This window comes from Streptomyces sp. NPDC048291 (assembly GCF_043201715.1).
Classification (GTDB): Bacteria; Actinomycetota; Actinomycetes; order Streptomycetales; family Streptomycetaceae; genus Streptomyces.
This window is the reverse complement of sequence record NZ_JBICZC010000008.1, coordinates 16,493-41,944: the sequence shown is the minus strand read 5'-3', so window position 1 is coordinate 41,944 and position 25,452 is coordinate 16,493. Positions and strand designations below refer to the sequence as shown.

22 protein-coding genes are annotated in these 25,452 nt (G+C 70.3%); 9 read left to right on the top strand and 13 right to left on the bottom strand.

Annotation, left to right across the window (positions count from 1 at the left end):
* Positions 1-20: 20 nt before the first annotated feature.
* The 8 genes from ACGF5O_RS22285 to ACGF5O_RS22250 form a co-directional block, all read right to left on the bottom strand.
* Complete coding sequence (locus ACGF5O_RS22285) at positions 21-1,643, bottom strand: FAD-dependent monooxygenase (protein WP_393811606.1); 1,623 nt, start codon at positions 1,641-1,643, stop codon at positions 21-23.
* On the bottom strand, positions 1,640-2,617 hold the full coding sequence (locus ACGF5O_RS22280; protein WP_393811605.1) for a GNAT family N-acetyltransferase: 978 nt from the start codon (positions 2,615-2,617) through the stop codon (positions 1,640-1,642). The genes ACGF5O_RS22285 and ACGF5O_RS22280 overlap by 4 nt, the downstream gene beginning before the upstream one ends.
* Positions 2,617-3,390, bottom strand: a complete 774-nt coding sequence (locus ACGF5O_RS22275) for an SDR family NAD(P)-dependent oxidoreductase (RefSeq protein WP_393811604.1) — start codon at positions 3,388-3,390, stop codon at positions 2,617-2,619. The genes ACGF5O_RS22280 and ACGF5O_RS22275 overlap by 1 nt, the downstream gene beginning before the upstream one ends.
* Positions 3,387-4,820, bottom strand: a complete 1,434-nt coding sequence (locus ACGF5O_RS22270; protein ID WP_393811603.1) for an FAD-binding oxidoreductase — start codon at positions 4,818-4,820, stop codon at positions 3,387-3,389. The genes ACGF5O_RS22275 and ACGF5O_RS22270 overlap by 4 nt, the downstream gene beginning before the upstream one ends.
* The gene (locus ACGF5O_RS22265; RefSeq protein ID WP_393811602.1) at positions 4,817-5,185 is read right to left on the bottom strand and encodes a hypothetical protein; all 369 of its coding nucleotides are present in this window, start codon (positions 5,183-5,185) and stop codon (positions 4,817-4,819) included. The genes ACGF5O_RS22270 and ACGF5O_RS22265 overlap by 4 nt, the downstream gene beginning before the upstream one ends.
* Before the next feature lie 52 nt (positions 5,186-5,237).
* Positions 5,238-5,408 carry a hypothetical protein gene (locus tag ACGF5O_RS22260; RefSeq protein ID WP_393811601.1) on the bottom strand — a complete coding sequence of 57 codons (171 nt, stop codon included), beginning with the start codon at positions 5,406-5,408 and terminating at the stop codon, positions 5,238-5,240.
* 34 nt (positions 5,409-5,442) lie between these two features.
* On the bottom strand, positions 5,443-5,994 hold the full coding sequence (locus ACGF5O_RS22255) for an O-methyltransferase (protein WP_393811600.1): 552 nt from the start codon (positions 5,992-5,994) through the stop codon (positions 5,443-5,445).
* A 134-nt stretch (positions 5,995-6,128) separates the two neighbouring features.
* Positions 6,129-7,676: a long-chain fatty acid--CoA ligase gene (locus ACGF5O_RS22250; RefSeq protein WP_393811599.1), complete on the bottom strand. Its 1,548-nt coding sequence runs from the start codon at positions 7,674-7,676 to the stop codon at positions 6,129-6,131.
* Positions 7,677-7,976: 300 nt separating this feature from the next.
* Between ACGF5O_RS22250 and hemA the strand changes: the two genes are divergently transcribed.
* The 7 genes from hemA (at position 7,977) to ACGF5O_RS22215 (ending at position 16,972) form a co-directional block, all read left to right on the top strand.
* Entirely contained in the window at positions 7,977-9,161 is a 1,185-nt protein-coding gene (gene hemA / locus ACGF5O_RS22245; RefSeq protein ID WP_393811925.1) for a 5-aminolevulinate synthase, read from the top strand.
* A 189-nt stretch (positions 9,162-9,350) separates the two neighbouring features.
* Positions 9,351-10,952: a class I adenylate-forming enzyme family protein gene (locus ACGF5O_RS22240; protein ID WP_393811598.1), complete on the top strand. Its 1,602-nt coding sequence runs from the start codon at positions 9,351-9,353 to the stop codon at positions 10,950-10,952.
* Positions 10,953-11,053: 101 nt separating this feature from the next.
* On the top strand, positions 11,054-12,463 hold the full coding sequence (locus ACGF5O_RS22235) for a BTAD domain-containing putative transcriptional regulator (RefSeq protein WP_393811597.1): 1,410 nt from the start codon (positions 11,054-11,056) through the stop codon (positions 12,461-12,463).
* Complete coding sequence (locus ACGF5O_RS22230) at positions 12,460-12,678, top strand: DUF6059 family protein (protein ID WP_393811596.1); 219 nt, start codon at positions 12,460-12,462, stop codon at positions 12,676-12,678. Before ACGF5O_RS22235 ends, ACGF5O_RS22230 begins: the two co-directional genes overlap by 4 nt.
* Before the next feature lie 69 nt (positions 12,679-12,747).
* Positions 12,748-13,281: a MarR family winged helix-turn-helix transcriptional regulator gene (locus tag ACGF5O_RS22225; RefSeq protein WP_393811595.1), complete on the top strand. Its 534-nt coding sequence runs from the start codon at positions 12,748-12,750 to the stop codon at positions 13,279-13,281.
* Entirely contained in the window at positions 13,275-15,008 is a 1,734-nt protein-coding gene (locus ACGF5O_RS22220; protein WP_393811594.1) for an ABC transporter ATP-binding protein, read from the top strand. Before ACGF5O_RS22225 ends, ACGF5O_RS22220 begins: the two co-directional genes overlap by 7 nt.
* The gene (locus ACGF5O_RS22215) at positions 15,008-16,972 is read left to right on the top strand and encodes an ABC transporter ATP-binding protein (RefSeq protein ID WP_393811593.1); all 1,965 of its coding nucleotides are present in this window, start codon (positions 15,008-15,010) and stop codon (positions 16,970-16,972) included. The genes ACGF5O_RS22220 and ACGF5O_RS22215 overlap by 1 nt, the downstream gene beginning before the upstream one ends.
* A gap of 79 nt (positions 16,973-17,051) precedes the next feature.
* On the opposite strand, the gene ACGF5O_RS22210 is transcribed toward ACGF5O_RS22215, so the two are convergent.
* From ACGF5O_RS22210 to ACGF5O_RS22190, 5 genes are all read right to left on the bottom strand, one after another.
* Positions 17,052-17,975, bottom strand: a complete 924-nt coding sequence (locus ACGF5O_RS22210) for an ester cyclase (protein WP_393811592.1) — start codon at positions 17,973-17,975, stop codon at positions 17,052-17,054.
* A gap of 300 nt (positions 17,976-18,275) precedes the next feature.
* Complete coding sequence (locus ACGF5O_RS22205; protein WP_393811591.1) at positions 18,276-19,316, bottom strand: cytochrome d ubiquinol oxidase subunit II; 1,041 nt, start codon at positions 19,314-19,316, stop codon at positions 18,276-18,278.
* Positions 19,313-20,755 carry a cytochrome ubiquinol oxidase subunit I gene (locus ACGF5O_RS22200; protein ID WP_393811590.1) on the bottom strand — a complete coding sequence of 481 codons (1,443 nt, stop codon included), beginning with the start codon at positions 20,753-20,755 and terminating at the stop codon, positions 19,313-19,315. The genes ACGF5O_RS22205 and ACGF5O_RS22200 overlap by 4 nt, the downstream gene beginning before the upstream one ends.
* A gap of 49 nt (positions 20,756-20,804) precedes the next feature.
* Positions 20,805-21,161 carry a hypothetical protein gene (locus ACGF5O_RS22195; protein WP_393811589.1) on the bottom strand — a complete coding sequence of 119 codons (357 nt, stop codon included), beginning with the start codon at positions 21,159-21,161 and terminating at the stop codon, positions 20,805-20,807.
* A gap of 284 nt (positions 21,162-21,445) precedes the next feature.
* A complete protein-coding gene (locus ACGF5O_RS22190; protein ID WP_393811588.1) occupies positions 21,446-22,249 on the bottom strand; it encodes a Cof-type HAD-IIB family hydrolase in 804 nt (267 codons plus the stop codon).
* A gap of 211 nt (positions 22,250-22,460) precedes the next feature.
* Between ACGF5O_RS22190 and ppgK the strand changes: the two genes are divergently transcribed.
* Both ppgK and tkt read left to right on the top strand, forming a co-directional pair.
* The gene (ppgK, locus tag ACGF5O_RS22185) at positions 22,461-23,234 is read left to right on the top strand and encodes a polyphosphate--glucose phosphotransferase (RefSeq protein WP_393811587.1); all 774 of its coding nucleotides are present in this window, start codon (positions 22,461-22,463) and stop codon (positions 23,232-23,234) included.
* Positions 23,235-23,285: 51 nt separating this feature from the next.
* A complete protein-coding gene (gene tkt / locus ACGF5O_RS22180; protein WP_393811586.1) occupies positions 23,286-25,352 on the top strand; it encodes a transketolase in 2,067 nt (688 codons plus the stop codon).
* Positions 25,353-25,452 lie beyond the last annotated feature (100 nt).

Sequence of the window (25,452 nt, the reverse complement as noted above, 5' to 3'; positions counted from 1 at the left end):
CAGCGCACGGGGGCGGGCCGTCAGATGCGCGCCAGCACGGCGCGCAGCACCTCCGTCAGCACCCGGGTCTCGTCGCCGGCGGGCTCTGCGCCGGCCGACCTCCAGGCCACGTACCCGTCGGGCCGGACGAGCACAGCGCCCTCGGCTCCCACTCCGTACCGGTCGGCCCAGCGCCCCTCGGGATCCCTGAGGACGCCCGCCTCGTCCGCTCTCTCCGCGGCCACTCGCCAGGCGGTGACGTCGGCGTCCCACCGCCGCGCACCGGCCGTCGCGGCCACGGCCCAGGGCGTGCCGCGTTCACCGGCCAGCAGGACGAAGCCCTCCCCGAACAGGTCGAGCGTGGAGACCGGGCCGCTGCGGCCTTCGAGTAGCGCGTACGGCGCACGGGTGCCCGGGGCGCCTCGCAGGCTACGGGGATCGCAGGGGTCCGGGCGCTGCTCGTGCCCCGCCTCGGGGACGATTGCGGTGGACCGGTAGGACTGTCCCATCGTCACCGTGAGCTCGTCGACCAGTTCGGCGCGCTGCTCGGGGCCGGCGGTTCCCGAGCGCACGGCCAGTTGGAGCGACGCCTGCTGTGCCGTGTACTCCCCCACCGGCCTGCGCTCCGCGTCGTAGGTGTCCAGGAGGGCCGTACCCGCCGAACCCTGGAGCACCAGCGCGAGCTTCCAGGCCAGGTTGTGCGCATCGGCGATACCCGTGTTGGCGCCGTAGCCACCGGTCGGCGGGATGACATGGGCCGCGTCGCCGGCCAGCAGCACCCTCCCGTGCACGTACCCCTCGGCGATCTGCTCGGCCATGTCCCAGGGAAAGCGGGAACGGATCGTCACTTCGACCCCCGGCGCGCCGACAGCCGCGCCCACCAGCTCGGCACAGCGAGCGTCGGTGAAGGTGTCGAGGTCTTCCTCGTGCGCCGCGTCGCGGCCGACGATCAGGGTCCCGCCGGTCAGCGTGTCGTCATGCACGAGGATCCCGGTGACCTGTGCGTTCTTGACGTGGACAACGCTGTAACGACGGTCCCCGAGCACCTGGTTCAGATCGGCGCCGAAGGCGATGCTCACATGCCGGGAGAGCACGCCTCGGCCGTGCCGGGGCACCTTGAGGGTCTCGCGCACCGTGCTGTCCGGGCCGTCACAGGCCACCAGGAAGTCGCTGCGCACCGTACGGGAGGTGCCGTCGGCGGCACCGAGCACCGCTGTGACGCCCTCCGGGTCCTCCTCGAACGAGAGGAGTTCGGTGCCGAACAGGAGGCGGGCGCCGAGCTCCTCGGCACGAGCTCGCAGCACGGGCTCCAGCCGGTCCTGCGGAAGCAACAGCAATCGCGCCGGGGTGACGTCACCCAGATCGTCCGCACCCGCCAACTCCTCACGGCTGAAGAGCACTTCACCGGCGAGCGATTCCACTCCGGCGCGCGTCCGGTGGTTCTCGAACCCCGACGCGGCCCGCTTGGCCGCCTCCTCCGCACCGGCCTGGCGCAACAGCTCGCCGGTACGCGGGTAGTAGCCGACCGCACGGGGGTGGATCGACGTGCCCGGATGGCGTTCGACCAGGGTGCACGCGACACCGTGGTGGGCGAGGAAGAGCGCGGTGGACAACCCGACCAGGCTGCCCCCCACGATCAGCACGGGGGTGTCGCTGGAACTCATCGCGGAGATCCTTCCAGGTCTTCGAGCGCATAGGTCGCCCAGTGGGAGTCGGTCTTGAAACCGAGCCTTCGGTTGAGCGCGATGACGGCGGCGTTGCTGGTCTCGTTGAAGGCCTGGACCACGGCCAGGTGAGCGTTCTCGCGGGCGGCCGTGAGCAGGAGGTCGGCCTTGACCCAGGTGGCCAGCGAACGTCGGCGCAGGTCCGGCACCACGAAAGTCTCCCCGGCGTCGGCCATCGGGCTGGCCCGCACGAAGAGGGTGCTGTAGGCCACGACGTCGCCGTCGGTGCCGACGGCCGCCGTGACGTACTGCCGGTGTCCCGCCCGCGCTGCTTCCGCCTCCCGGGCACGTACGTCCTCGACGGTCGGTTCACGCACCTTGGCCTGCCCGTTCACCCGGGCGTCGAGCGCTCCCCAGGCGCGTGTGTAGGAGTGGACCAGGTCGTCGGGGCAGCGGTCCGCCCAGCGCCGTAGCCCGTGGCCGGGAACCGGCCGGGCGGCGGCGGCCGCGAGTGCCGCGTGCGCGGGTCCCCGCAGCGCCAGCCGGTTGCGCGCGTTCACCGCCGTGCGCCGGGCGCCCACGAGGGCGGCGAAGCCGTCCGCCGCCTCTCCTCGTGGGGCGTCCACCAGGAGCGGACCGCGTCCGCGCTCTCGAAGGGCAGCCAGCGCGGCATCCACGAGTGCCCGGCCGTGCCCCCGGCGCCGGAAGCCCGGGAAGACCCACAGGGAGCCGTGCCCGGGACCGTCGGGATCCGCCAGGTCGAGGCCGAGCTTGACGATTCCCGCGGGTTCCGTCCCGTCGAAGGCGGCCAGCAGGACGCGGTCGGCACCGTGCCGGCGTTGGAGCAGGCGCGCGAGCAGCTCCGCGGTCACCGGAGGATCGGCGGGAAGCTCACGCCGCATGGTCTCCCGGAACCCGGGAAGCAGCGCGGCGATCGTGGCCGGGGCGTCCCCGTCCAGAGCGCGTACGTCCATCAGGCACCCCCGGTGACCCGCAGGGTCTCCCCATGTGTGTTCCCGTTCGCGGCGGAGCCCAGGAAGACCACGGCGTTCGCCACGTCCTCCGGCAGGGACATCCGCCCCGACGGCAGGGACCTGCCCTTCTCCTCCGCGAAGGAGGCGGGGACGTTGGCGAGTACCGTCTCGGTGAGCGTCTGGCCGGGGACGACCATGTTGACGAGAATGCCCTCCGGACCCAGCTCCCAGGCGAGGCTGCGGGTCAGCCCGTACAGCGCCGACTTGGCCGCCCCGTACGCGCCGGCACCGGACTTGCCCGTGTCCGCCAGTCCGGCACCGATCATCACGATGCGGCCCCAGGGACACCCGCGCATCAGAGGCAGCACAGCCTGGATCGTGTGGAACACGGCGTCGACCGAGGTCCGCAGCACCTCCTGCCACTGCTTGGGCGGGACGTCCTCGAAGCGGGGAACCGGCCTGCCGGGACGCGGGATCGCCTCGCTCCACACGACGGCGTTCGCCACCAGGACATCGATCCGGCCCCATTCCTCGGCGATCCGGGACACCGCGTCACGGACGGACCGTTCGTCGGCGAGGTCGTAGCGCAGGACCAGCGGGGTACCGCCCGCCTCGGCGACCAGCCGGGCCGTCTCCTGCGCGCGTTCCTCTCCGGTGTGGTAGGTGACGGCGACGCGCGCGCCCTCGGCGCCGTACGCCACGGCGGTGGCGCGTCCGATGCCCGAGGACGCCCCCGTGACCAGCACCACCTTGTCGCGCAGATCGGTCTTCATGAGCCCGCCTCCGTGGTGAGCGGCCGGCTGCCGATGCTCTGCCCGTGCCGGAAGAAGTCCCCCGGGTCATAGGTCCTCTTCACCCGGGACAGCCGGTCGTGGTTCGCGCCGTAGTAGTCCGTCTCCCAGCCCGGTGTCACGCGGGAACTGGGGAAGTTGATGTAGGAGCCGCAGGCGAGCGGGGCGAGTGCAGCGGCGCAGCGGTCGGCCCAGGCCGTGAACTCGTCGACGGTGCCGGGCGTCGGCTCAGGGTCCCGGCACGCGAGCTGGTAGCCCGTGAGGAACTGTGCGGTGCGGTGCGCGTACGCGGTCTCGGCGGAATCGACCCGGTTCGCGGCGCCGCCGACGGCGATGCACAGCAGATACCGCTCCTGATCCGATTCCGGGTTCCAGGCCGCGAGGAGGGACGCCGCCTCGGACTCGGTGACGGCCCGTGAGGTGAGCCGGTAGCTCTGCCGGGTCCAGGGATGCCGATGTCCCTCCGCCTCGGGGGCGGTTCCGGTGCGGTGGCACTGGGCGACGGTCTTGGAGCCGCACATCGCCTCGTGCAGCACGTCGGCGTACGGCCCGTGGGTGCCCACGGTCCGGCTCATCGGCTTGCTGCCGGCCCGCTCGGCGAGCTCGTCGAGCGCTCGTTCGAGGACCTCGGCCGGCCCCAGGTGGACGCCCCAGATCCTGACCACCGGCCTGCCGCCCGGACCGAACATGCCGGGCAGCACCACCAGGGACGAGCCGAGTTCGTCGGCGCCCTCGACGCACCAGGCCTGCCAGGCCGCGAGGACCTGGACGGCGTCGTCGTACGCCCAGAGCGTCTCGTAGCCGATGAGGAGCGGCGCGTCGATCGGCCGTACCTCGATCTCGGTGACGATCCCGAAGGTGCCGCCACCGCCGCCCCGCAACGCCCAGAAGAGATCGGGGTGTTCGTCCGCGGAGCAGCGCACGGCCGTGCCGTCGGCCAGCACCACCCGGGCGGAGACCATGCGGTCGCTGCCGACCCCGAACTTCCTGGTCTGCCAGCCGATGCCGCCGCCGGTGAGGAAGCCGGCGGCGGCGACCGTGGGAAAGGTACCCGTGACGATCTGGCGTCCCCGCTCCTTCAGGGCGTCCAGCGCGTCGAGCGACTGGGTGCCGGCTCCGAGCCGTACCGTCGGGCCGTCGGCGGCCACCAGGTGCATCCGGGAGACGTCGATCACCAGGCCGGTCCCGGTGGACCAGCCGTTGAAACTGTGTCCACCGCTGCGCACATGGACGCGCAGCCCGTGCTCCGCGGCGTACCGTACGCACGCGCTGACGTCCTTCGGGGTCTCGCAGTACGCGACGGCCGCCGGAAGGACCGCGTCGTACTCCGTGTTCTGCACCTGACGGGCCAGTGGGTAACCGGTGTCGCCGGGGAGGACCAGATCGCCGCCGAGGCGTTCTCGCAGCCTCATTCGGAGGCACCGAGCTTGTCGGCGGTGACCTTCGAGCCGGAGTGGCCACGCAGCCTGGTGCCCTGCGGGTCGTGGAACTCGGCGCCTCCGGTGCCGTGCCAGCCGGAAGCGGAGACGAACTCCCCTTCCACCGTGACGTGGGCGTGCCCCACATGCTGCCCCTCGTCGTTCACGGCGAGGATGCGGAACTCGTACGCGAAGGTGCCGGGCCCCGTGGACCGCCACGTGCCCAGGCCCACGCTCTTGGTGTTCGCCTGAACGGACACGACCCCACCGTCGGCGGAGAAGGTGACGAGTCCCGGGACGGCCTTGCCGTCGTCGTCGAGCCGGGTGTTCCAGGTACCGACGAGCCAAGCGTCGCTCATGACAACTCTCCTCGGAATCTTCGGAAGGCCTGCTGCGGGGACCACGGTGCGGTCACGCTCTGGAGGACTGCTCGAGCGAGCCTGAAAGATCGTGATCCGCGGCCGGCTCGGGCCGCTCCGCCGGTGGGGGCGTGAGGCAGTCGAGCATGGCGCCGTAGAGGCACTCGATCTCGGCGACCCGCAGCCGTGTCCCGGGCGCGGCCGCCTGCTGTTCGGATGTCATGTGCGCATACCCCGCTTCCTGCGACGGTGGAAGGTCAGTCCACACGGACGGACAGCTCCAGACCGCCGTCGAGCGTCAGGGGGAGGGAGACGTAGCCGCTGTCCGCGGCACGCAGGCGGACCAGGAGGTCCGCGGCGTCCTCCGCACCGGCCGCGCCGGTGCGGGTCACGACCACCGCCCCCGGCAGCAGCCGGGGCTCGAACAGACCGAGCGCGGGCAGGAACTGGCCGGGTTCACCCCCGAGCACCAGCAGATCGACGGGGCCCTCGACGGCAGCCAGCAGATCCCCGGGCACGCCCGGCACCACACGGCCGTACGCCGTCAGCCCCACTCGTTCCAGCGCGCCTCGGGCCCGCCCGGCCCGATGTCGGTCGGCTTCGCAACCGATCACCCGGCCACGGCCGTTGGCGCTCAGGGCCCGGGCGATCCGGACCGTGAGGTCCCCGTCGGCGGATCCGCACTCCACCACGTTCGTGGCCCCCGTGGCCAGGAGGAGCTGGGACAGCAGGGTGCTGGTGCCGGCGGCCCGGAGGCGCGACGCGTTCCCGGGCAGGTGGGCGGAGGGAACCGGGGTGATTGGCAGCATGACGACGCTCTCCGTGTCTGAGTGCACTCGACGACTGGCTGTTCCGGCACCGAGGCTCCCAGGCCTTCGCGTACGGACGGCCGCCGTGGACGCTCCCACCACCTGGTGTCGAGCCGGCCTCCAGCAGCCCCGGGTCAGGCGGCCCGGGAACCGCCGAAGCGGAGGGCCAGCTCGCGTTTGAGGACCTTGCCGCTCGGGCCGAGGGGGAAGCCTTCGACGAACTCCACCCGGCGCGGGTACTTGTGCGCGCCCAGGCGGCTCCTGCTCCACTCCACGATCCGCCCGGCGAGCTCCGTGTCCGTACGGACGCCTCCTCGTGCCACCACCACGGCGCACACTTCCTCACCGTGCGTCTCGTCCGGAACACCGATGACCGCGACGTGCGCGATGGCCGGATGGCGGACCAGTACCTCCTCCACCTCGCGCGGGTACACGTTGTAGCCGCCCCGCAGCACCATGTCCTTCTTGCGGTCGACCACCACCAGACAGCCGTCGGCGTCCGTCCGGCCGAGGTCGCCGGAGCGGAACCAGCCGTCGACCAGTACCTCGGCGGTGGCCTCCGGCCGGTTGAGGTAGCCGGCCATCACGTTGTGGCCGCGTATGACGATCTCCCCCAGGTCCCCGTCGGGGAGAAGTTCGATCCTGCCCTCGACGTCGGCACGCGCGATGCCGACCTCGACACCCCAGATCGGCCGGCCCACCGTGCCCGGCTTGCACGGCCACGCCTTCTGGTTGTACGCGACCACCGGTGAGGTCTCGGTCAGCCCGTACCCCTCGTAGACGGGGCAGCCGAACGTCTCCTGGACCTGCTCCAGGACCGCGACCGGCAGGGCCGAGCCGCCGGAGAAGACACGGTCGAGAGGGGGCCGGGCCGGGCTGTTCCGGGCGGCCTCCAGCAACGCCGTGTACATGGTCGGGACCCCCATGAAGACGGTGCACCGCTCACGCACCATGAGTTCCAGGGCCTGACGGCCGTCGAATCGTGGCATGAGAACCAGCGTCGCGCCGGCCCGGAAGCACGTGTTCATGCCGCAGATCTGACCGAAGGTGTGGAACAGGGGCAGCGCACCGAGCAGGACGTCGTCGGCACGGAGATCGAAGGGCGACAGCATCGTCGTGTCCACGTTCATGGTGATGTTCAGGTGCGTGAGCATCGCGCCCTTGGGGCGTCCGGTGGTGCCCGAGGTGTAGAGGACCACCGCCATGTCGTCGGGCTCGCACGGAACGGGGCGTTCGACCGGAACGGCACGTTCGGCGAGCACGTCGAGACGCGGGGCCGGGTCGTCCTCCGCCGCCATCACCGTCAGCAGCGGGACTCCCGCCGAACGCGCGGCGGGACCGCCCTCCGGCAGCAACGGCGCCGCGCACACCAGCACCTTGGCCGCCGAGTCCCGCAGCACGTAGGCGATCTCGTCCGCGCGCAGCAGGGCGTGCACGGGGACCACCGTCGCGCCGCGGGCGAGCGCGCCGAAGTAGGCCATCGGGAAATGAGGCGTGTTGGGCAGCAGCAGCGCGACCCGGTCGCCGGGACCGATCCCGTGCTCGCGCAGGACCGCCGCATACCGTGCCGCCCCGTCCCACAGGTGCCGATAGGTGATGCGGGCGGCGCCGAAGACGAGCGCCGGATGATCCGGGCGGCGCAGGGCGGATTCGGCAAGGATGGCAGCCACCGAGAGGGACATGTCGACCTCCGCAGGGGAATTGTTCAGAACATGCACGACCGAGGCCCATGAGCATGGCACGCGTACCCGGCTGCTGTTGAGCGGAATGTTCAGTCGGCCGTCAATTGCCCGGCAATCGGGCCGGGAAAGTGCGATGGATGAAGAATTACCCGCCGGTGGACGCACACCGGAACATCCGCCTTTACAGGCCGCACGGCATCTCCCTACCGTGATCGAGGTCCGTTCGGGCCGCGAGGAAACTCACTCGACAGAAAGCGGGTCAGCGCCGTGCCGCAGCATCTTGACCTCTTCTCGGAGCAGATGGAAGAAACATCGGAAAGGAAAAGGGAGTTCCTTGAGATAGGCCGCAGGGCAGGAAGGTTCCCGAGTGCCCGCACCTGGAAAAAGGGCACTGAAGACACCTCCGACATCAGCGTCTGGTGCAGCAACGACTATCTGGGGATGGGACAGCACCCGGACGTACTGGAGGCGGTGAAGCGTGCCGTCGACGAATTCGGCGCCGGTTCCGGCGGTTCACGGAACATCGGCGGCACCAACCATTACCACGTGCTGCTGGAAAAGGAACTGGCAGATCTGCACGGCAAGGAAGACGCCCTGCTCTTCACGTCCGGATACACCGCCAACGACGGCTCGCTGTCGGTGCTCGCCGGCCGGATGGAGGATTGCCTGGTCTTCTCGGACGAGCTCAACCACGCCTCCATCATCGATGGCCTTCGGCACAGTGGTGCGGAGAAGCGCATCTTCCGCCACAGCGATCCGGCGCACCTGGCGGAACTGCTGTCGGCCGCCGATCCCGAACGGCCCAAGATGATCGTCCTCGAATCGGTCTACTCGATGTCGGGCGACGTGGCACCGCTGTCCGAGATCAGCGATCTCGCGAAGCGGTACGGAGCGACCACGTTCCTCGACGAGGTGCACGCGGTGGGCATGTACGGCCCCCAGGGAGCCGGTATCGCGGCGCGCGAGGGGATCGCCGACGACTTCACCGTCGTCATGGGCACTCTGGCCAAGGGGTTCGGCACCGCGGGGGGATACATCGCCGGGCCGGCGCCTCTCGTCGACGCCGTCCGGGCCTTCTCCCGCTCGTTCATCTTCACCACGTCCCTGCCGCCGGCCGTCGCCGCGGGTGCGCTCGCCGCGGTCCGGCACCTCAGGGCGTCGGAACGCGAACGTGACGCCCTCGCGGAGAACGCCCGCCTGCTCCACCGTCTGCTCACCGAACGGGGCATCCCCTTCCTCTCCGACGGCTCCCACATCGTGTCGGTGTTCATCGGTGACGACGCGACCAGCAAGCAGGCCTCCCGGCTGCTCCTCGATCGCCACGGCATCTACGTGCAGGCGATCAACGCTCCCAGCGTGCGGACCGGCCAGGAGATCCTGCGGGTCGCGCCCGCGGCCGTGCACACGCTCAGCGACGTGCAGAAATTCGTGGAGGTCCTGGACCAGATCTGGCGCGAGCTGGAGATCGCCCGCGTCCAGGAATAGCGCCTCGCCGCGCCGCCGCCCCCGGACGGGGCCGGCCGGGACCGCAGTTGCTCCGGTCCCGGCCGGTCCGGCCGGCATCACTCCACCAGGCCTTCCCCATCGAATCTCGAGAACCGCCGGACACCATGGGCCCTCCGCGATGCCCGTCGCCCGATTCGGGCCCGTCCCACCTCCCGAGATTGGATCACCGTGGCAGCACTCATTCCCGTGTCCACCGGAGAGCCGGAGCGCGATACGGCCCACTACGTGCAGGCCATCCTCAGGAGCCTGTGGCTCCGCGGGGACGACACGGCGTTGCGCTGGCGCGGCACATCGGTCTCCGCACGCGGCTTCCACCGGGACATCGGCCTCGCGACGGAGGGCCTGCGCCGGCTGGGTGTGGGCCCGGGCACCACGGTCGGCGTGCTGACGGAGGCCAACAGCCCCCTGGCACTGACCGCTCGCTACGCCGCGCACCTGCTCGGCGCGACTGCCGTGTACGTGCGCTCGACGAACCCCGGACCGGGGGCTCCCGCCCTGCCGGCCGCCGACCAGGCGGAGATCCTCCGCGAGACGGGCGCGGACCTGCTGGTGGTCGACCCCGCGAACGCCCGGACCGGGCAGGCCGCGGCAAACCTGTTGTCCCCTCCGGTCCGGCTGGCCGGCTTCGGCGAGTGCGGGGCCGGGATCCCCGCTCTCACCGCGGCGGACGTCCCCGCGGGCCGGCCGGCTCCGGCACACGAGCCCGACACCGCGGTCGTGACCTACACCAGCGGCAGCACCGGCCGGCCGAAAGGCATCCGCCAGTCGTTCACCGGCTGGAACAGCACGGTGCTGTCCGCCTATCCGGCGCTTCGGAACGCGGCGAAGGTCACGTTCCTGGTCGTCACCCCGGTCAGCCACGCCGTGGGCGTGATCCTGGACATCGTGCTCGCCGCCGGCGGCACCGTCGTGCTCCACGAGCGTTTCGAACCGGGGCGGACTCTCGCGGCCATAGAGACCGAGCGGATCACCGGCACCTACATGGCGGTGCCCCAGCTGTACGCCCTGCTCGACCACCACGCGCTCGCGGACACCGACGTCTCCTCACTGCGCCAGCTCATGTACGGCGGCTGCCCCGCGTCGCCGGAACGCCTTGCCCAGGCCGTCCGGTTCTTCGGCGACGCCCTGATGCAGAACTACGGTACGAGCGAGGGCGGGAGGATCACGCTGCTCGGCCCGCGGGACCACCGCAGCCCGGAGTTGCTGTCCACGGTGGGCCGCCCGTTCCCCGAGGTCGGCCTGAGCGTCCGCGATCCGGAGACCGAACGGGAACTGCCTCCGGGGCGCACCGGCGAGGTGTGGATGAAATCCCCGAACATGATGTCCGGATACGTCGGCGACCCCGCTCTGACCGCGCGGACGCTCCGGCACGGCTGGCTGCGTACCGGAGACCTCGGCCATCTGGACGCCCAGGGCTATCTGCGCCTCACCGGACGGCTCAGCGACGTGATCAAGTCCCGCGCGACCAAGATCCACCCGGCGGCGGTGGAGAAGGCGCTGGCTTCCCACGAGGACGTCGCGAACGCCGTCGTGTACGGCGTACGGGACTCGGACGAGTTGGAGCACGTGCACGCGGACGTGGCTCTGCGGCAGGGGGCCACGTGCACCGCGGAGCAACTGCGCCGCCACGTGGCCGCCGCGCTCACACCGCTGCACGTTCCGGCTCGGATCACGTTCCACACCGAACTGCCACTGGCCGTCTCCGGGAAGGTGGACCGCCGGCGGCTGCGGTCCCTTGCCGAGCGGTCCGCGGCTCCCGACGCCGACTGACGAGGAGTGCCCCCGTGGACGGACTGCCGGCACGCACCGTATGTCCACCCACCCCAGGCGAGCGCGCGGTCGGGTTCCGGATACTGGGCCCGCTGGAGGTCGTGAGCGACGACCTCGTCCTGCCCGTACGCGGATTCACGCAACGCGCCACCCTGGGATTCCTGCTCCTGCATGCCAACCACGCCGTCACCACCCGTGATCTGGTGTCGGCGTTGTGGCCGGCCGAAGCACCCCGCACGGCGCGCAAGATGCTGCAGAACGCGGTCTCCGGGCTGCGTGGCACCCTCCGGCAGTACGGGGTGCACGCCGACGTCACGGCCCTGGTGAGCCGCGGCCCCGCATACACGCTGCGGCTGGATCCCGAATGCCTGGATCTCGTCGCGTTCCGACGGGCCGCCGCCCGGGGCCGGACGGAACTGTCGGACGGCTCGTTCGGCAGCGCGGCACGGCTGTTGCGAGAGGCCCTCGCGATGTGGCGGGGTCCGGCGCTGGAGGATCTCGCCGAGTCCGGCGTCGCCTGGGCGGAGCTGGCCGGCCTGCGCAGTGAGCGGATGGCCGCGCGCGAGGACTGCTACGAGGCGGAACTGGCCTGCCGTCGCCATCACGAGGTCGTGGGTGAGCTGCAGGCGGCGGTCGACCAGGACCCCTTGCGGGAGCGGATGTGCGGCCTGCTGATGCGCGCGCTGTATCACTGCGGCCGGCAGGTCGACGCCCTGCGCGTCTACCACCGGCACCGTGCCGCCCTGCTCGAAGGGCTGGGACTCGAGCCCGGCCACGGTCTGCGGGAGCTGGAGCGGGCCATCCTGAACCACGATCCGGCCCTCACCCCGTCGGCGCAGGGAGCGATGACGGTGACGGCCGGGGGCGGCGGCAGGGGACCGTCCTCACCCGGGCCGGCGACCACAGGGCGGTCCGGGAGCCGGCCCGTACGCACCGATCCGGAACTCGGCATGCTGCTCGGCGTGCTGGACCTCGTACGGCGTCGGCGGCAGCCGCACCTCGTCACCGTCCTGGGCCGTCCGCACGCGGGGAAGAGCCGGCTGGTCGCCCGCCTCCGCAATGCCGTCCGCCAGGACGAGGGAGCGGTTCGGTGCGTGGTCGGCCGGATGCCGCCCGGCGGCCACGAACGGCCGGGCGGCCTCACCGTACTGGCGAACACGCTGAAAACCCTGGACCCGCTCGCGGCAGGCCTCCCCGCGCGTCCGAGCGTGCAGGTGGACGAGGCCTTCACCGCCTGGCGGAGCACGCTGCGGCAGGCGGCCGCGGTGCGCCCGCTGATCACGGTCTTCGAAGACCTGCACCGGGCCGACGACATGCTGCTGAGCTTCATCGACGGCACCGTGCGCACGGCCGGCGAGGTTCCGCTCCTGGTCGTCGTCACCGCCCAGCCCGGCTTCCTGGAACGCCGGGCCGGCTGGGGCGACCGTCTGCCCCACACCACCACGTTCACTCTGGATCCACCGGGCGAAGATCCGCTCCGGCCGGTGCCACGGAAGGGTCGGCAGACATGAGGACGTTACTGCGCCGTTGTGCCCGTTCGCTCTGGCAGAGCCTGGTCGCGTACGGCGCCATGCAGACAGGCGTCTGTTCGATGTCCGTAGGCGGATGGCTTCTCGGTGCCCCGCCGCCCGGCGGCCCCGAACGTCTGGTCCCCGACCAGCCGTTGAGCGAGCTGGAGCTGCTTCTCGTCAGGGAGTTCACGAACGGGGGCAGGCCCGAGGTCTGACCGCAGGACGCCGACGGGCCGCGCGGCACCCACTTGACCCAATGTATTTCGGTACCTAATCATGAGGCCATGAAGTATATTGAGGGATCAGAGCCGGGGGCCCCTCAGCTCCTCGACGGCGACGTACCCATCGGACAGTTGTTCGCACTCGCGGCACGGCTGTCCGGCAGTACCTGGGTCCGGCTGCTGAACGAGCGCCTGGGGATCGGATGGACCGCGTTCAACGTCCTTCGCCGGCTCGGCGAGGCGGACGGCCAGACGTCGAAGGAGATCGCCGCCGCGACCATGGTCGCGGCTTCCACCCTGACCGGCGTCGTCGACACCCTGGAGAAGGACGGGCTGATCGAGCGGCGCCGCTCGGAGGTCGACCGAAGAGTGGTCCGGCTCCATCTGACGGAAGCCGGGCGGCAGCGCCTGTCGGTGTCCGACGCCGAGCTGTCCCGTGTCTTCGAGGGGTTCTTCGACCACGTCGACCCGGCCGACGAGCCGGTCGTCCGCCGCTTCCTGCGTACCGCGGTGGAGCGCTTCTCCACCGAACTCGGCCTCGCGCCACCGCCTTCGGCCGACACCGGCCGACACACTTCCGGAGCCCCATCGTGCTGATCAGGGTCTTACGAGCCCATCTGCCTCCCCATCGCAAAGCCCTCGCCGCCATCCTGGCACTGCAACTGGCGCAGTCGGCGGCGACCCTCTACCTCCCCACGCTGAACGCCGACCTGATCAACAAGGGTGTGGTGGCGGGAGACACCCCGTACATCCTCCGCACCGGCGGCTTCATGGTCGCCGTGGCGTTCCTCCAGATCGTCTGTTCCCTGGTCGCCGTGTACTTCGGCGCCACCGTCGCCATGGCCGTCGGGCGTGACGTACGGGCGGAGGTCTTCGACCACGTGCAGGACTTCTCCGCCCGGGAACTGGATCGGATCGGCGCCTCGTCGCTGATCACCCGCACCACCAACGACGTGCAGCAGGTGCAGACCGTCGTACTCATGACGCTCACCCTCATGGTCGTGGCGCCCTTCACCTGCCTGGGCGGCATCGTGCTGGCGCTGCGGCAGGACGCCGCCAGCTCGGTCGTCCTGCTCATCGCCGTCCCGGTCCTGGCCGTCGCCATCGCCGTGATCGTCAGCAGGCTGAACCCGCAGTTCCGCCTCATGCAGAGCCGTATCGACCGGGTCACCGGCGTACTGCGGGAGCAGATCACCGGAGCCAGGGTGATCCGGGCCTTCGTCCGCGACCTGCGGGAACGCCGGCGCTTCGCAGAGGTCAACACCGAGGTCTCCGAGGTGAACCTGCGGGTCGGCCGGCTGATGGCGGTGATGTATCCGACGGTCCTGGTGGTGATGAACGGCTCGTCCGTGGCCGTCCTGTGGTTCGGCGGACACCGCATCGCCTCCGGGGACATGCAGGTCGGGTCCCTGACCGCGTTCCTCACCTATCTCGTGCTGATCCTGATGTCGGTGGTCCAGGCGACCTTCATGCTGATGACGATTCCCCGGGCCGAGGTCTGCGCGGAACGCATCGTCGAGGTGCTCGGCACGGAAACCAGCGTCACACCACCGGCGCAGCCCGTCGCGCCCGCCACCCCCCGTGGCGAACTGCGGCTCGACGACGTGGAGTTCCGGTTCCCCGGCGCCGAACAGCCGGTGCTCAGCGGCATCGACCTGATCGCACGCCCCGGCGAGACCACCGCCGTCATCGGCCGCACCGGCAGCGGCAAGAGCACGCTGCTGCGTCTTGTCCCCCGGCTGATCGATGCCACGGCCGGCTGCGTACGCATCGACGGGCTGGACGTCCGCACGCTCGGCCCCGACTCCATCTCGTCCACGATCGGCCTTGTCCCGCAACGGCCGTACCTCTTCTCGGGCACCGTCGCCTCCAACCTCCGCTACGGCAAACCCGACGCCACGGACGAGGAACTGTGGCGCGCCCTGGAGACCGCTCAGGCCCGCGCGTTCGTCGAGGACATGCCCGGCGGGCTTCAGTCGGAGATCTCCCAGGGCGGCACCAACGTCTCCGGAGGCCAGCGCCAGCGACTCGCCATCGCCCGCGCCCTGGTCCACCGTCCCCGTATCTACCTCTTCGACGACTCCTTCTCCGCGCTCGACGCCTCCACCGACGCCGCCCTGCGCGCGGCGCTGGCCCGGGAGACGGCCGACTCCGCGATCGTGCTGGTCGCTCAGCGCATCAGCACCATCCGGGACGCCGACCGCATCGTCATCCTCGACGAGGGGCGGGTCGTCGGCACGGGCACCCACGCCGAGTTGCTCGGCGGCAACCCGGTCTACCAGGAGATCGTGTCGTCCCAGTTCACCGAGAGCGAGCCCGTCTGATGAGCAGTCCCCCAACCTCCGGCCGGCCCCCCGCCCGGGAGAGCACCCCCCGGACCGGCGGATCCGGTGGCCGCGGCCGCTCCCGGCCCGCCGACGACTTCCGGGGCACCGGCCGCCGGCTGCTCGCCGTGCTGCGTCCCGAACGAGCGCTGATGACCGCCACGCTCGGCGTGTGCACCATCAGCGTCGCCCTCTCGGTGATCGGCACGAAGATCCTCGGCCACGCCACGGACGTCATCTTCTCCGGAGTCGTCAGCAGCCACCTGCCCTCCGGTACGACCACCGCGGAAGCCGTCCGTGCCCTGCACGCGCGGGGCGACGACGCGCAGGCCGACGCCATCGCCTCCATGCACGCCGTGCCCGGGGCGGGCATCGACTTCGACCGGGTGGGCGGCGTCCTCCTTCTCGCGGCGGTCGTCTACGGCGTCAGCGCCCTGCTGATCCTCGTCCAGGGGCGGCTCACCGCGGTCATCGTGCAACGGTCGACCTTCCGCCTGCGAGAACTCGCCGAGTCGAAGCTGTCACGGCTGCCGCTCGGCTACTTCGACCGGCAACCGCACGGCGAGGTGCTGAGCCGGGTCACCAACGACATCGACAACGTCAGCCAGACGTTGCAGCAGACCTTCAGTCAGATCGTGAACTCCGTTCTCACGGTCATCGGTGTGCTGACCGTGATGTGCCTGATCTCTCCGCTGCTCGCGCTGGTCGCCGCCGTCACGGTGCCGGTCTCCGTCTACGTCGCCGCCATGATCGGAAAACGGGCCCAGGGCGGGTTCGCCCAGCAGTGGGCCATCACCGGCCGGCTCAGCGGACACGTCGAGGAGATGTACACCGGCCACGACCTGGTGAAGGTCTTCGGGCGGCAGAAGGAGGCGGCGGTCACCTTCAAGGAGCACAACGACGCCCTCTACGCGGTGAGTGCCAGGGCCCAGTTCGTCTCCGGGACGATGCAGCCCGCCATGCTCTTCATCGGCAACCTCAACTACGTGCTGATCGCCGTCCTCGGCGGTCTGCGCATCGCCGCCGGTGGTCTGTCCATCGGTGACGTGCAGGCCTTCATGCAGTACTCCCGCCAGTTCAGTGCTCCCCTCACCCAGATGGCGAGCATGGCCGGCGTGATCCAGTCCGGCGTCGCCTCCGCCGAACGCGTCTTCACCTTCCTCGACGAACCCGAGCTGACTCCCGATCCGGTCGTACCCGCGCGCCCGGAGCAGGTGGACGGGCGCATCCGGTTCGAGAACGTCGGCTTCGGCTACACACCGGAGACTCCGCTGATCGAGGACCTCTCCCTCGCGGTCGAACCAGGCCGGACGGTAGCCATCGTCGGCCCCACCGGGGCGGGCAAGACCACTCTGGTCAACCTGCTCATGCGGTTCTACGAGGTCACCGCGGGACGCATCACCCTGGACGGGGTGGACATCGCCACCATGTCCCGCGACGACCTGCGCTCGAACTTCGGCATGGTGCTCCAGGACACCTGGCTGTTCGGCGGAACGATCGCGGAGAACATCGCCTACGGGGGGACGGACCCGACTCACGAGCAGGTCGTCGAGGCGGCCATGGCCACCCATGTCGACCACTTCGTGCGTACCCTCCCGGACGGCTACGACACCGTTCTGGGCGAGGGGACGAACAGTGTCAGCGTCGGTGAGAAGCAGCTGATCACCATCGCCCGGGCCTTCCTCTCGGATCCGGCCGTCCTGATCCTCGACGAGGCGACCAGTTCGGTGGACACCCGCACCGAGCTGCTGATCCAGAATGCGATGCACTCATTACGCCAGGGCAGGACCAGCTTCGTCATCGCCCACCGGCTCTCCACCATCCGGGACGCCGACCTGATCCTGGTGATGGATTCCGGCAGGATCGTGGAACAGGGCAGCCACACCGAGTTGCTCGCCGCCCGTGGCGCCTACGCCCGCCTGTACGCGGCGCAGTTCAGCCAGGCACTCGCGGAGGTCGACTGACGGCGCCCACGCGGACCGGGACGGACCACGGGACCACGGCCGCACCGGCCGTGGTCCCGTGCCTCCCGCCCTCCCGGGCTCAGGCATCCGGGAGCGGACGCACCGGGATACCGGCGTCCTGCAGCCCGGAGTAGTCCACGACCTCCCAGTGCTCCGCGACCTTCCCGTCGACCAGGCGAAACTGGTCGGAGGTACGCATCAGCAGCCGGCGTCCCGTCGGCGTCCGTCCGCGGGACATACCTGTGAAGTGCCCACGCCAGGTGGCAAACACCATCACCCTGTCCCTGTCGGCGAGCAGATGGTCCACGGTGGCGGTCAGGTCGGGGAACGCGGCGAAGTTCCCGGCGAAGTACTCCTTGAACGCCTCGACTCCGTGCGGAACGGCGGGCATCTGCGCATTGTGGTGCAGGTAGTCCCGTTCGTAGTAGGCGCCCGCCCGATCGAGCCGGTGCTCGGTCATCACCTCCCGGTAGGCGCCCAGCACGGTGGCCGAGTTCGCCCGCTCGACAGCGCTGTGCGCCCCGAGCAGCCTCGGCCGCTCCGGCCCCGGCCCCTGCAAGGGCAGCGCGCCGAACGTCCTGAGGACGGAGTAGTCCACGACGGCCCAGTGCTCGGCGACACGGCCCGCCTCCATCCGGAAGAGTTCACTGGTACGCAGTTCCAGCTTCCGGCCGCTGGGGCGCTGCCCGGCGAAACTGCCGGTGTGCCGCCCTTCCCAGGTCATGAACGCCATGACGCGGTCGCCGTCGGCGAGCAGGGCGTCCACGGCCACCGAAAGATCCGGGAAACCGTGTGTCAGTTCACTCCAGAACCTCATCAGGCCCTCGTGTCCGGAGGCGACCCGTGGGTCATGCTCCTGATGCCCCCGCGCGTAGTAGTGGTCGAGTCGGTCGAAGCGACGACCGTTGTACACGTCGTCCACAAGTCGCAGTACCGGATCGGCCTCGCCTCTGTGGTCCGCCCCGTCGTTCGATGAGACGCCGAAGCTGTCTACATGAGTCACTGTGGCTCCCGCCCTCGTCGACACCACCGTGCGCCAAGCTCACAGTGACCCACTGGAGCCATGCTCGATTCGCCCTGTGGCGGCCGGTTCCGGCCCTCGCGAGCCACTGACGCACCATCAGATCGACCCCGGGGCCACCAGGGCCCGTTGGGTGACCGAACAACGCGACGCGCACCGCTCAGGGCGGCTGCCCCTGAGCCGTGGCTGGCCGGACAGGCCGGTCCTCCCCGCCGATCGCCGCGCCTCGACTCGGCCGTCGCCCTGAACGAGGCTCTTGAGAAGCACTGGCCCGGGCCAGGCTCAGCCTTCGTCACCTGTGCCGCCGCGGCGCAGGTCGGCGTCGGTGAGGCCCTCCAGTTCGCCGTGGGTGTCCATCCAGTACAGCAGGGCGACCGCGGGGAAGACGAACACGAGGGCGACGACGGTGACGATCACCAGCCAGCGCAGGGTGGTGTGGGCGCCCGCGCCCTCGGCGACGGTCAGCGAGGTCGGGATGAGATAGGGGCGCTGCGCCATGCCCCAGGCGATGACGGCGGAGGCGACCACGCCGACCGCCGTGACCCGGGACCAGCCCCCCGAGGGCCGGAGCAGCAGCCATGCGGTGGCGAGCGTGGCCAGCACGGCCACGATCACGAAGACGAGACCGACGCCGTGGGTGAGGCCGTGCCAGACGTGGGACGCGTCGCCGTGGGTGACGACCAGGGTGACGACGGCGAGTACGGCGACGGCGGCGAGGGCGCCGAAGGCCCGCCGGCGGAAGTAGTGGTCCAGGTCCGGGGCGTCGAAGCGGCGGGCGTCCGCGGCGAGGAAGACCGCGCCGAGCGCCGCCGTGGCGGCGACGGCCAGCAGCCCGAACAGCAGGGACGTGGGGTTGGCCCAGGCGTCCGTGGACGCCGTCGTCGCGGCGGTCACCCGGCCCGAGGCCACCCCGCCGGCCGCGGCGCCGAGGAAGAACGGCGTCAGCAGCGAGGAGACGGCGAAGACCGCCCCGTACAGGCGCCGGCCGGCCAGCCGCTGGACGGGCCTGCGCAGTGCGAACCCGGCGCCGCGCAGCACGATGCCCACGGCGGCCAGCGCCAGCGGCAGCCACATCGTGGTGAAGACCCGCTGGAAGAAGACGGGGAAACCCGTCCACATGACGACCAGAACGAAGATCAGCCAGACGTTGTTGACCTCCCAGACGGGCTCCATCGCGTGGTCGATCAGCCACCGCGGACGCCTGCCGCGCTCGGCTCCGCCCGCGGTCAGGTCCCAGAAACCGGCGCCGTAGTCGGTGCCCCCGCCGCAGGCGTAGGCGGCGATCGCCAGCAGCAGGACGACGGCGACGACCCCGGCGATCACAGCCGGCTCCCGGTGGCGCGCGGCCCGTACGGGGTGTCCGTCTCCGGTGGTTCCGTCTCCGGTGTCTCCTCCGGCGGCCGTGGTCCGCCCGTCCGGTCGGCGATCCGCCAGCGTGTGCGCATCTTCAGCAGCACGACGAGGAACGACCCGAAGACGAACACGTACACGACGACGACCAGCGCGAACATGATCCACAGGCTGGCGGAGCGGGTCGCCGTCACCGCCTCGGCGACCCGCATGTTCTGGTACACGATCCACGGCTGGCGGCCCACCTCGGTGGTGATCCAGCCGCACTCGACGGCGGCCACGGAGGCGACGCCCGCGCACGCCGCGGCGCGGAAGAACCACGGGGAGACGGGCAGCCGGCGCTTCCAGAGCCACAGGACGCCGTACCAGAGGGCGAGCAGGAGCAGCAGGGAGCCGATCCCGACCATGATATCGAAGGCCCAGTGGGCGATGGTGGCCTGAGTGGGCGTCGGCCGGTCGGCCGCGGGGACCGAGGTGAGTCCGGTGACCCGGGTGTCCGGGCGGAAGCCGGCCAGGACGGAGTCGAGCTGCGGGATCCCGATGCCGCCGGAGACCGTCCCGTCCGGGTGCAGCCGGCCCAACAGGTACTCCGTCTGGTGGGTGTCGGTCTTCCAGACGATCTCCATGGCGGCGAACTTGACCGGCTGCTTCTGGAAGACCTGCCGGGCGATGGAGTCGCCCAGCACGAACTGCACCGGTGTGAACACGGCGGCGAACGTGAAGGGGATGGTGAAGCCGAGCCGGTGGTACCGGTCGCGTCGGCCGCGCAGCCAGCCCGTGGCATAGACGCCCGCCGTGACGTAGCCCGCGGTGACGAACATCGCCACGACGAAATGCCAGTACTCCGGGCCGAAGATGGGCGTGAAGATCGCCTTGCGGACGTCGACGTGCACGGGGTTGCCCGCGGCGTCGAGGCTGAAGCCCTGGGGCGTGTTCATCCACGAGTTGGCGGCGATGATCCCGAAGGCGCCCACGAGGGCCGCGAAGGGCAACGGCAGGGCGACCAGGAAGTGGGTCCGGGCGGGCAGTCTCCGCCAGCCGTACAGGTAGACGGCGATGAGGACGGCCTCCAGGAAGAAGCCCCACCCCTCCACCCCGAAACCGAGCCCGAAGACATCCCCCCACCGGCCCATCATGCCCGGCCACAGCAGCCCGAACTCGAAGGAGAGGACGGTGCCGGTGACGACCCCGATGGCGAACTGGACGGCCATCACCGCCGACCAGCGCCGGGCCAGGAGCAGGGCGGTCGCATCGCCGCGCCGCAGCCCGTAGCCGTGCATGATCAGCGTGATCAGCGGCAGCGCCACGCCCAGCGGCACCAGGATGATGTGCGTGACCAGGGTGAAGGCCATCATGGATCTGGCGGGCAGCGTCTGCGCCGGTACGTCCGCCAGCAGCAGGACCGTGTGCATGTGTCGTCTCTCCGGGGGAAGACCGCCGCGCCGGGGCGGATGGGGTGGGTCAGCCGCCGGTGGCGAAGCCGGGGAAGCGGGTCGTCCCTCCGTCGACGTACAGGGTGGCGCCCACGACGTGGTCCATGAGGTCGGAGGCGAGGCCGACCGCGGCGTGGCCGACAGCCCCGGGGGTGATCGCGTTCACGCGGATCTTCTTCGGGGCGAGTTCCTGGGCCGGGACCTTCTGGAGTCCCGCGTTGGCGACCAGGATGTCGATCGTGCCGGACTCCCGGACCACCCGGTCCGTCATGGCGACGGCCGTCGCCCTGCCGATCCCGGAGTTCGCGCCGGTGACCAGTGCCTTCCGGCCGTTCAGCAGGTGCGCGGGGATCACGCCCCGGGGTGCGCCATCGGTGGAACTCACGATGTCCTGGTCCTCCCCTGCGTACCCGCCTCCGCCGGGCCCGTCGCCCAGAGGTCCAAGACCTCAGACAAGCACCGGGGAGGGACGGCGACACGGCACGGCGGACCGCGTTGCGCTGCCCGGCGGAGGATGTTCGCCCGGTCGGCGGCGGAGCACCGGCGCGGCCTCAGCCCAGCCGGGACGGGTTCACCGCGCCGCCGCTCGGGAAGAAGCTGGTGTCGACGACGTAGAGGTTGTCCGCAGGAGGCTCGGGGCAGCCAGGCCCGCGCACCCGGTCGAGCGGGTCACAGGATGAACTGCTCTACCGCGTTCGCGAAGCCCTCTTCCTCGTTGCTCGTCGTAACCCGCCTCGCCGCGCGCTGGACCTCATGGCTGGCGTTGCCCATCGCGATGGACAGTCCCGAGTGGGCGAACATCAGCACGTCGTTGGGCATGTCCCCAATTGTGGCGATCCGTTCGGGTGGCATCCGGAGCTTGGCGGACCAGTACTTGACGACACCGCCCTTGTTGGCCTGCGGATGGGTCACATCGAGGTAGTAGGGCTGCGAGCGGGCAGCCGAGACATGGTCGCCGAACTGCGCGCGAGCCGCGACCGCGGCCGCCTCGACGACCTCGTGGTCGTCACTGACCCCGACGATCTTGGCGGTGCCCCGCTCAAGCCCCTCGAAGCCGGGAACGAGTGTGGGCGCGAACTGCACCGTCCAGCTCTCGCGATCCACGTGCGGCCCCTTCACGTCGCGGACGTACCAGTCGGCGCCCCGGTAGATCCAGACGCCGAGGCCGAACGACTCCATCAGCGCGACAACCGGTGCCACGACCTCCGCGGGAATGACCTGCTGCGAGACAACGGTCATATCCGGATTGACGATGAGACCACCATTGAAGGCCGCGAGTTCGGTGGTCAGCCCGAGGGGCTCGATGATCATGGCCATCCCGCGAGGTGGCCTCCCACTGGTCACCGCGAAGAGGACACCGGCGTCGTGGAGTTCGCGCACCGCCCGGACGGCCCGGTCGGTGAGCACCTTGTCGCTCGTGACCAAAGTGCCGTCGACGTCAGCAAGAAGCAGGCGGACAAGGCGAGTTGACATCACGCCTCCGTAAGCTCTGGTCGCGGCCGGCCGCACACCCCAAAGAGGCATAGTAATTAAATACATCCCTTAGAATTTAAGATATCACGATAGGGGCCCTGTCGCGAATATAAGGGATATATGCTATTATCGAATCAATAAAATCTTTCTTGGGGCCTTATGCCCGAAATTCCACGGCACATCTTGGGCCGGCCCCTGACGGGAGCGGGCAGTGGCGCAGGCAAGTCTGGGCAAGACGGCCCACGTGCTCGGAGTCGACATCGGCGGGACCGGTATCAAGGGAGCGCCGGTCGACCTCGAGCGTGGCAGCCTCATCGGTGAGCGGGTCCGGATCCCGACCCCGCATCCAGCGACCCCAGGGGCGGTCGCGGACGTGGTCGTGCAGGTACTCTCCCAGGTCGGCGTCTCAGGACCGGTCGGGCTGACGCTCCCGGCTGTCATCCGGGGCGGCAAGGTCCAGACGACCTCCAACATCGATCCGGCCTGGATGGAGACGGACGCCGCCCAGCTCTTCGCACGAACGACCGGCCGCGACGTGAGGGTGGTGAACGACGCCGACGCGGCCGGGATCGCCGAGATGCGCTTCGGCGCCGGCAAGGGACGAAAGGGCGTCGTCGTGATGGTGACGCTCGGCACCGGTATCGGCAGCGCCGTCTTCTCCGACGGGCTCCTGGTGCCCAACAGCGAGCTGGGGCACCTGCCGCTGCACCATGAGGACGCCGAGGACTGGGCCGCGGAATCGGTGCGCGAGCACGACGACCTGTCCTGGAAGAAATGGGCGCACCGTCTGGAGACGTATCTCGAACTCGTCCAGCGGCTGCTGTGGCCCGACCTGATCATCATCGGCGGCGGCGTCAGCAAAAAGGCCGACAAGTTCCTGCCGTACATCGAGCTCAGGACCGAGATCGTACCGGCGCAGCTGTTGAACGATGCGGGCATTGTCGGTGCGGCGCTCTTCGCTCCGGCCGGGAAAGCTCAACCCTAGTCTGCCGCGCTGGATACGAGCGCAGGGGCAGCACCTTCAGGGAGGCCCGCATTGAGCAGCAACGACCTGGAAACACTTTCCGTCAACACGATCCGCGCTCTGTGCATGGACGCCATCCAAGCGGCCGACTCCGGCCACCCGGGGACACCGATGGGAATCGCTCCGGTCGCGTACACGCTCTGGCAACGCTTCCTGCGCTTCGACCCGGCCGATCCGATCTGGCCCAACCGCGACCGCTTCGTGCTGTCGGAAGGACATGCCTCCGCGTTGCTCTGGTCGCTGTTGCACCTCACCGGCGTGCGGACCGTGGACCCTGACTACGAGGTCCTCGGCCGACCCGCCGTGACCCTCGACGACCTCAGGACGTTCCGCCAGCTCGGCTCGCGCTGCCCCGGGCACCCGGAGTACCGGTGGACCAGCGGCGTGGAGACCACGACCGGCCCGCTCGGCCAGGGCGTTGCGACCTCGGCCGGGATGGCGATCGCCGGGCAGTGGCTCGCGGCCCGGTACAACCGCGACGGCTTCACCGTCTTCGACTTCGATGTGTACGCGATGGCCGGCGACGGCTGCATGATGGAGGGGATCACCTCGGAGGCCGCCTCGCTCGCGGCCCACCAGCGGCTGTCGAACCTCTGCTGGATCTACGACTCCAACCGGGTGACGATCGAGGGCCATACCGACATCACTTTCACCGAGGACGTGGCGGCCCGGTTCATCGGCTACGGCTGGAACGTCACCACCGTGGCCGACGCCAACGACCTCGACGCCGTGGCCCGCGCGCTGCACGCCTTCAAGTCCGAGCACGAGCGCCCGACGCTCATCGTGGTGCACAGCCACATCGGCTACGGGTCACCGGTCGAGGACACCCCGAAGGCGCACGGCGCGCCGTTCGGCGTGGAGGGCGTCAAGTCGACCAAGCGGTTCCTCGGGATACCGGAGGACAAGGACTTCTTCGTTCCCGACGGCGTCTACGAGCACTTCGCCGCAGGAGTCGGCGCGCGCGGTCGCGAAGCCCGGATGGGCTGGGAGGCTCGAATCGAGGCCTACCGAACCGCCCATCCCCAGCTCGCCGACGAGCTGGAGCGTATCCAGCGGCGTGAACTGCCGGAGGGCTGGGAGTCGGCACTGCCGACCTTCCCTGCCGACCCCAAAGGTATCGCCGGCCGTGACTCCAGTGGCCAGGTACTCAACGCTCTTGCCCAGGCCGTGCCGTGGGTGCTTGGCGGGTCGGCGGACCTTTCGCCGTCGACCAAGACCGACCTCGTGTTCCCCGGCGCCGGCGACTTCCAGGCCGACGACCGCTCGGGGCGCAACCTCCACTTCGGGATCCGCGAGCACGCGGCCACCGCGATCACGAACGGGATGGCGCTGACCAAACTGCGTCCGTACTGGTCGGGGTTCCTGATCTTCTCGGACTACGCACGCGGCGCGATCCGGCTTTCAGCGCTGATGGAGATCCCGGTCGTGCACATCTTCACCCACGACTCGATCGGGGTCGGCGAGGACGGTCCCACCCATCAGCCGGTCGAGCAGCTCGCGTCGCTGCGCGCGATGCCGGGGCTCCTGGTGTTCCGCCCGGCCGACGCGAACGAGGTCGTCGAGACCTGGCGGGTCGTTGCCGCGCTCAGACACGAACCGGCGGTGCTGGTCCTTTCCCGTCAGGCACTGCCGACCCTCGACCGCACCGGGATGGGGGCCGCGTCCGGGGTGGCCAGGGGAGCCTATGTGCTGGTCGACGCGGCGGACGGCAAGCCCGACGTCATCCTGCTCGCCACCGGGTCGGAGGTGCAACTCGCGCTCGCGGCCCGTGCCGAGCTCGCCGCCGAGGGTCTCGCGGCTCGCGTGGTCAGCATGCCCTGCTGGGAACTGTTCGACCGTCAGACCGAGGAGTACCGCGACTCGGTCATCCCGCGCGGGGTCAGAGCCCGGGTCGCCGTCGAACAGGCGGCGACTCTCGGCTGGGACCGTTACGTCGGCGACGGCGGCGCGGTCGTCGGCATGCACACGTTCGGGGCCTCGGCGCCGCTCAAGATGCTGCTGACCAAATTCGGCTTCACTCCCGAGAAAGTCACGCAGGTTGCCCGCGAGTGTGTGGCCGCCTCCAGGGAGCAGGCATGAACGCAACCCAGGCGCGCAAGGGCGAGGAGCTGTTCTTCGAGCCGGCCATCGAGGACTTGCAGCGGGCCGCCGACCTCCCATCGGATCAGAGGAGCGAGCC

What these genes read in the sequence shown, in the direction of transcription:
- ACGF5O_RS22255 (WP_393811600.1), bottom strand. Translation starts at nt 5,994, where the DNA reads ATGCTGCCAATCACCCCGGTTCCCTCCGCCCACCTGCCCGGGAACGCG.
- ACGF5O_RS22190 (WP_393811588.1), bottom strand. Translation starts at nt 22,249, where the DNA reads ATGTCAACTCGCCTTGTCCGCCTGCTTCTTGCTGACGTCGACGGCACT.
- ACGF5O_RS22280 (WP_393811605.1), bottom strand. Translation starts at nt 2,617, where the DNA reads ATGGACGTACGCGCTCTGGACGGGGACGCCCCGGCCACGATCGCCGCG.
- ACGF5O_RS22250 (WP_393811599.1), bottom strand. Translation starts at nt 7,676, where the DNA reads ATGTCCCTCTCGGTGGCTGCCATCCTTGCCGAATCCGCCCTGCGCCGC.
- ACGF5O_RS22275 (WP_393811604.1), bottom strand. Translation starts at nt 3,390, where the DNA reads ATGAAGACCGATCTGCGCGACAAGGTGGTGCTGGTCACGGGGGCGTCC.
- ACGF5O_RS22200 (WP_393811590.1), bottom strand. Translation starts at nt 20,755, where the DNA reads ATGCACACGGTCCTGCTGCTGGCGGACGTACCGGCGCAGACGCTGCCC.
- ACGF5O_RS22230 (WP_393811596.1), top strand. Translation starts at nt 12,460, where the DNA reads ATGAGGACGTTACTGCGCCGTTGTGCCCGTTCGCTCTGGCAGAGCCTG.
- hemA (WP_393811925.1), top strand. Translation starts at nt 7,977, where the DNA reads ATGGAAGAAACATCGGAAAGGAAAAGGGAGTTCCTTGAGATAGGCCGC.
- ACGF5O_RS22260 (WP_393811601.1), bottom strand. Translation starts at nt 5,408, where the DNA reads ATGACATCCGAACAGCAGGCGGCCGCGCCCGGGACACGGCTGCGGGTC.
- ACGF5O_RS22225 (WP_393811595.1), top strand. Translation starts at nt 12,748, where the DNA reads ATGAAGTATATTGAGGGATCAGAGCCGGGGGCCCCTCAGCTCCTCGAC.
- ACGF5O_RS22215 (WP_393811593.1), top strand. Translation starts at nt 15,008, where the DNA reads ATGAGCAGTCCCCCAACCTCCGGCCGGCCCCCCGCCCGGGAGAGCACC.
- ACGF5O_RS22270 (WP_393811603.1), bottom strand. Translation starts at nt 4,820, where the DNA reads ATGAGGCTGCGAGAACGCCTCGGCGGCGATCTGGTCCTCCCCGGCGAC.
- ACGF5O_RS22265 (WP_393811602.1), bottom strand. Translation starts at nt 5,185, where the DNA reads ATGAGCGACGCTTGGCTCGTCGGTACCTGGAACACCCGGCTCGACGAC.
- ACGF5O_RS22285 (WP_393811606.1), bottom strand. Translation starts at nt 1,643, where the DNA reads ATGAGTTCCAGCGACACCCCCGTGCTGATCGTGGGGGGCAGCCTGGTC.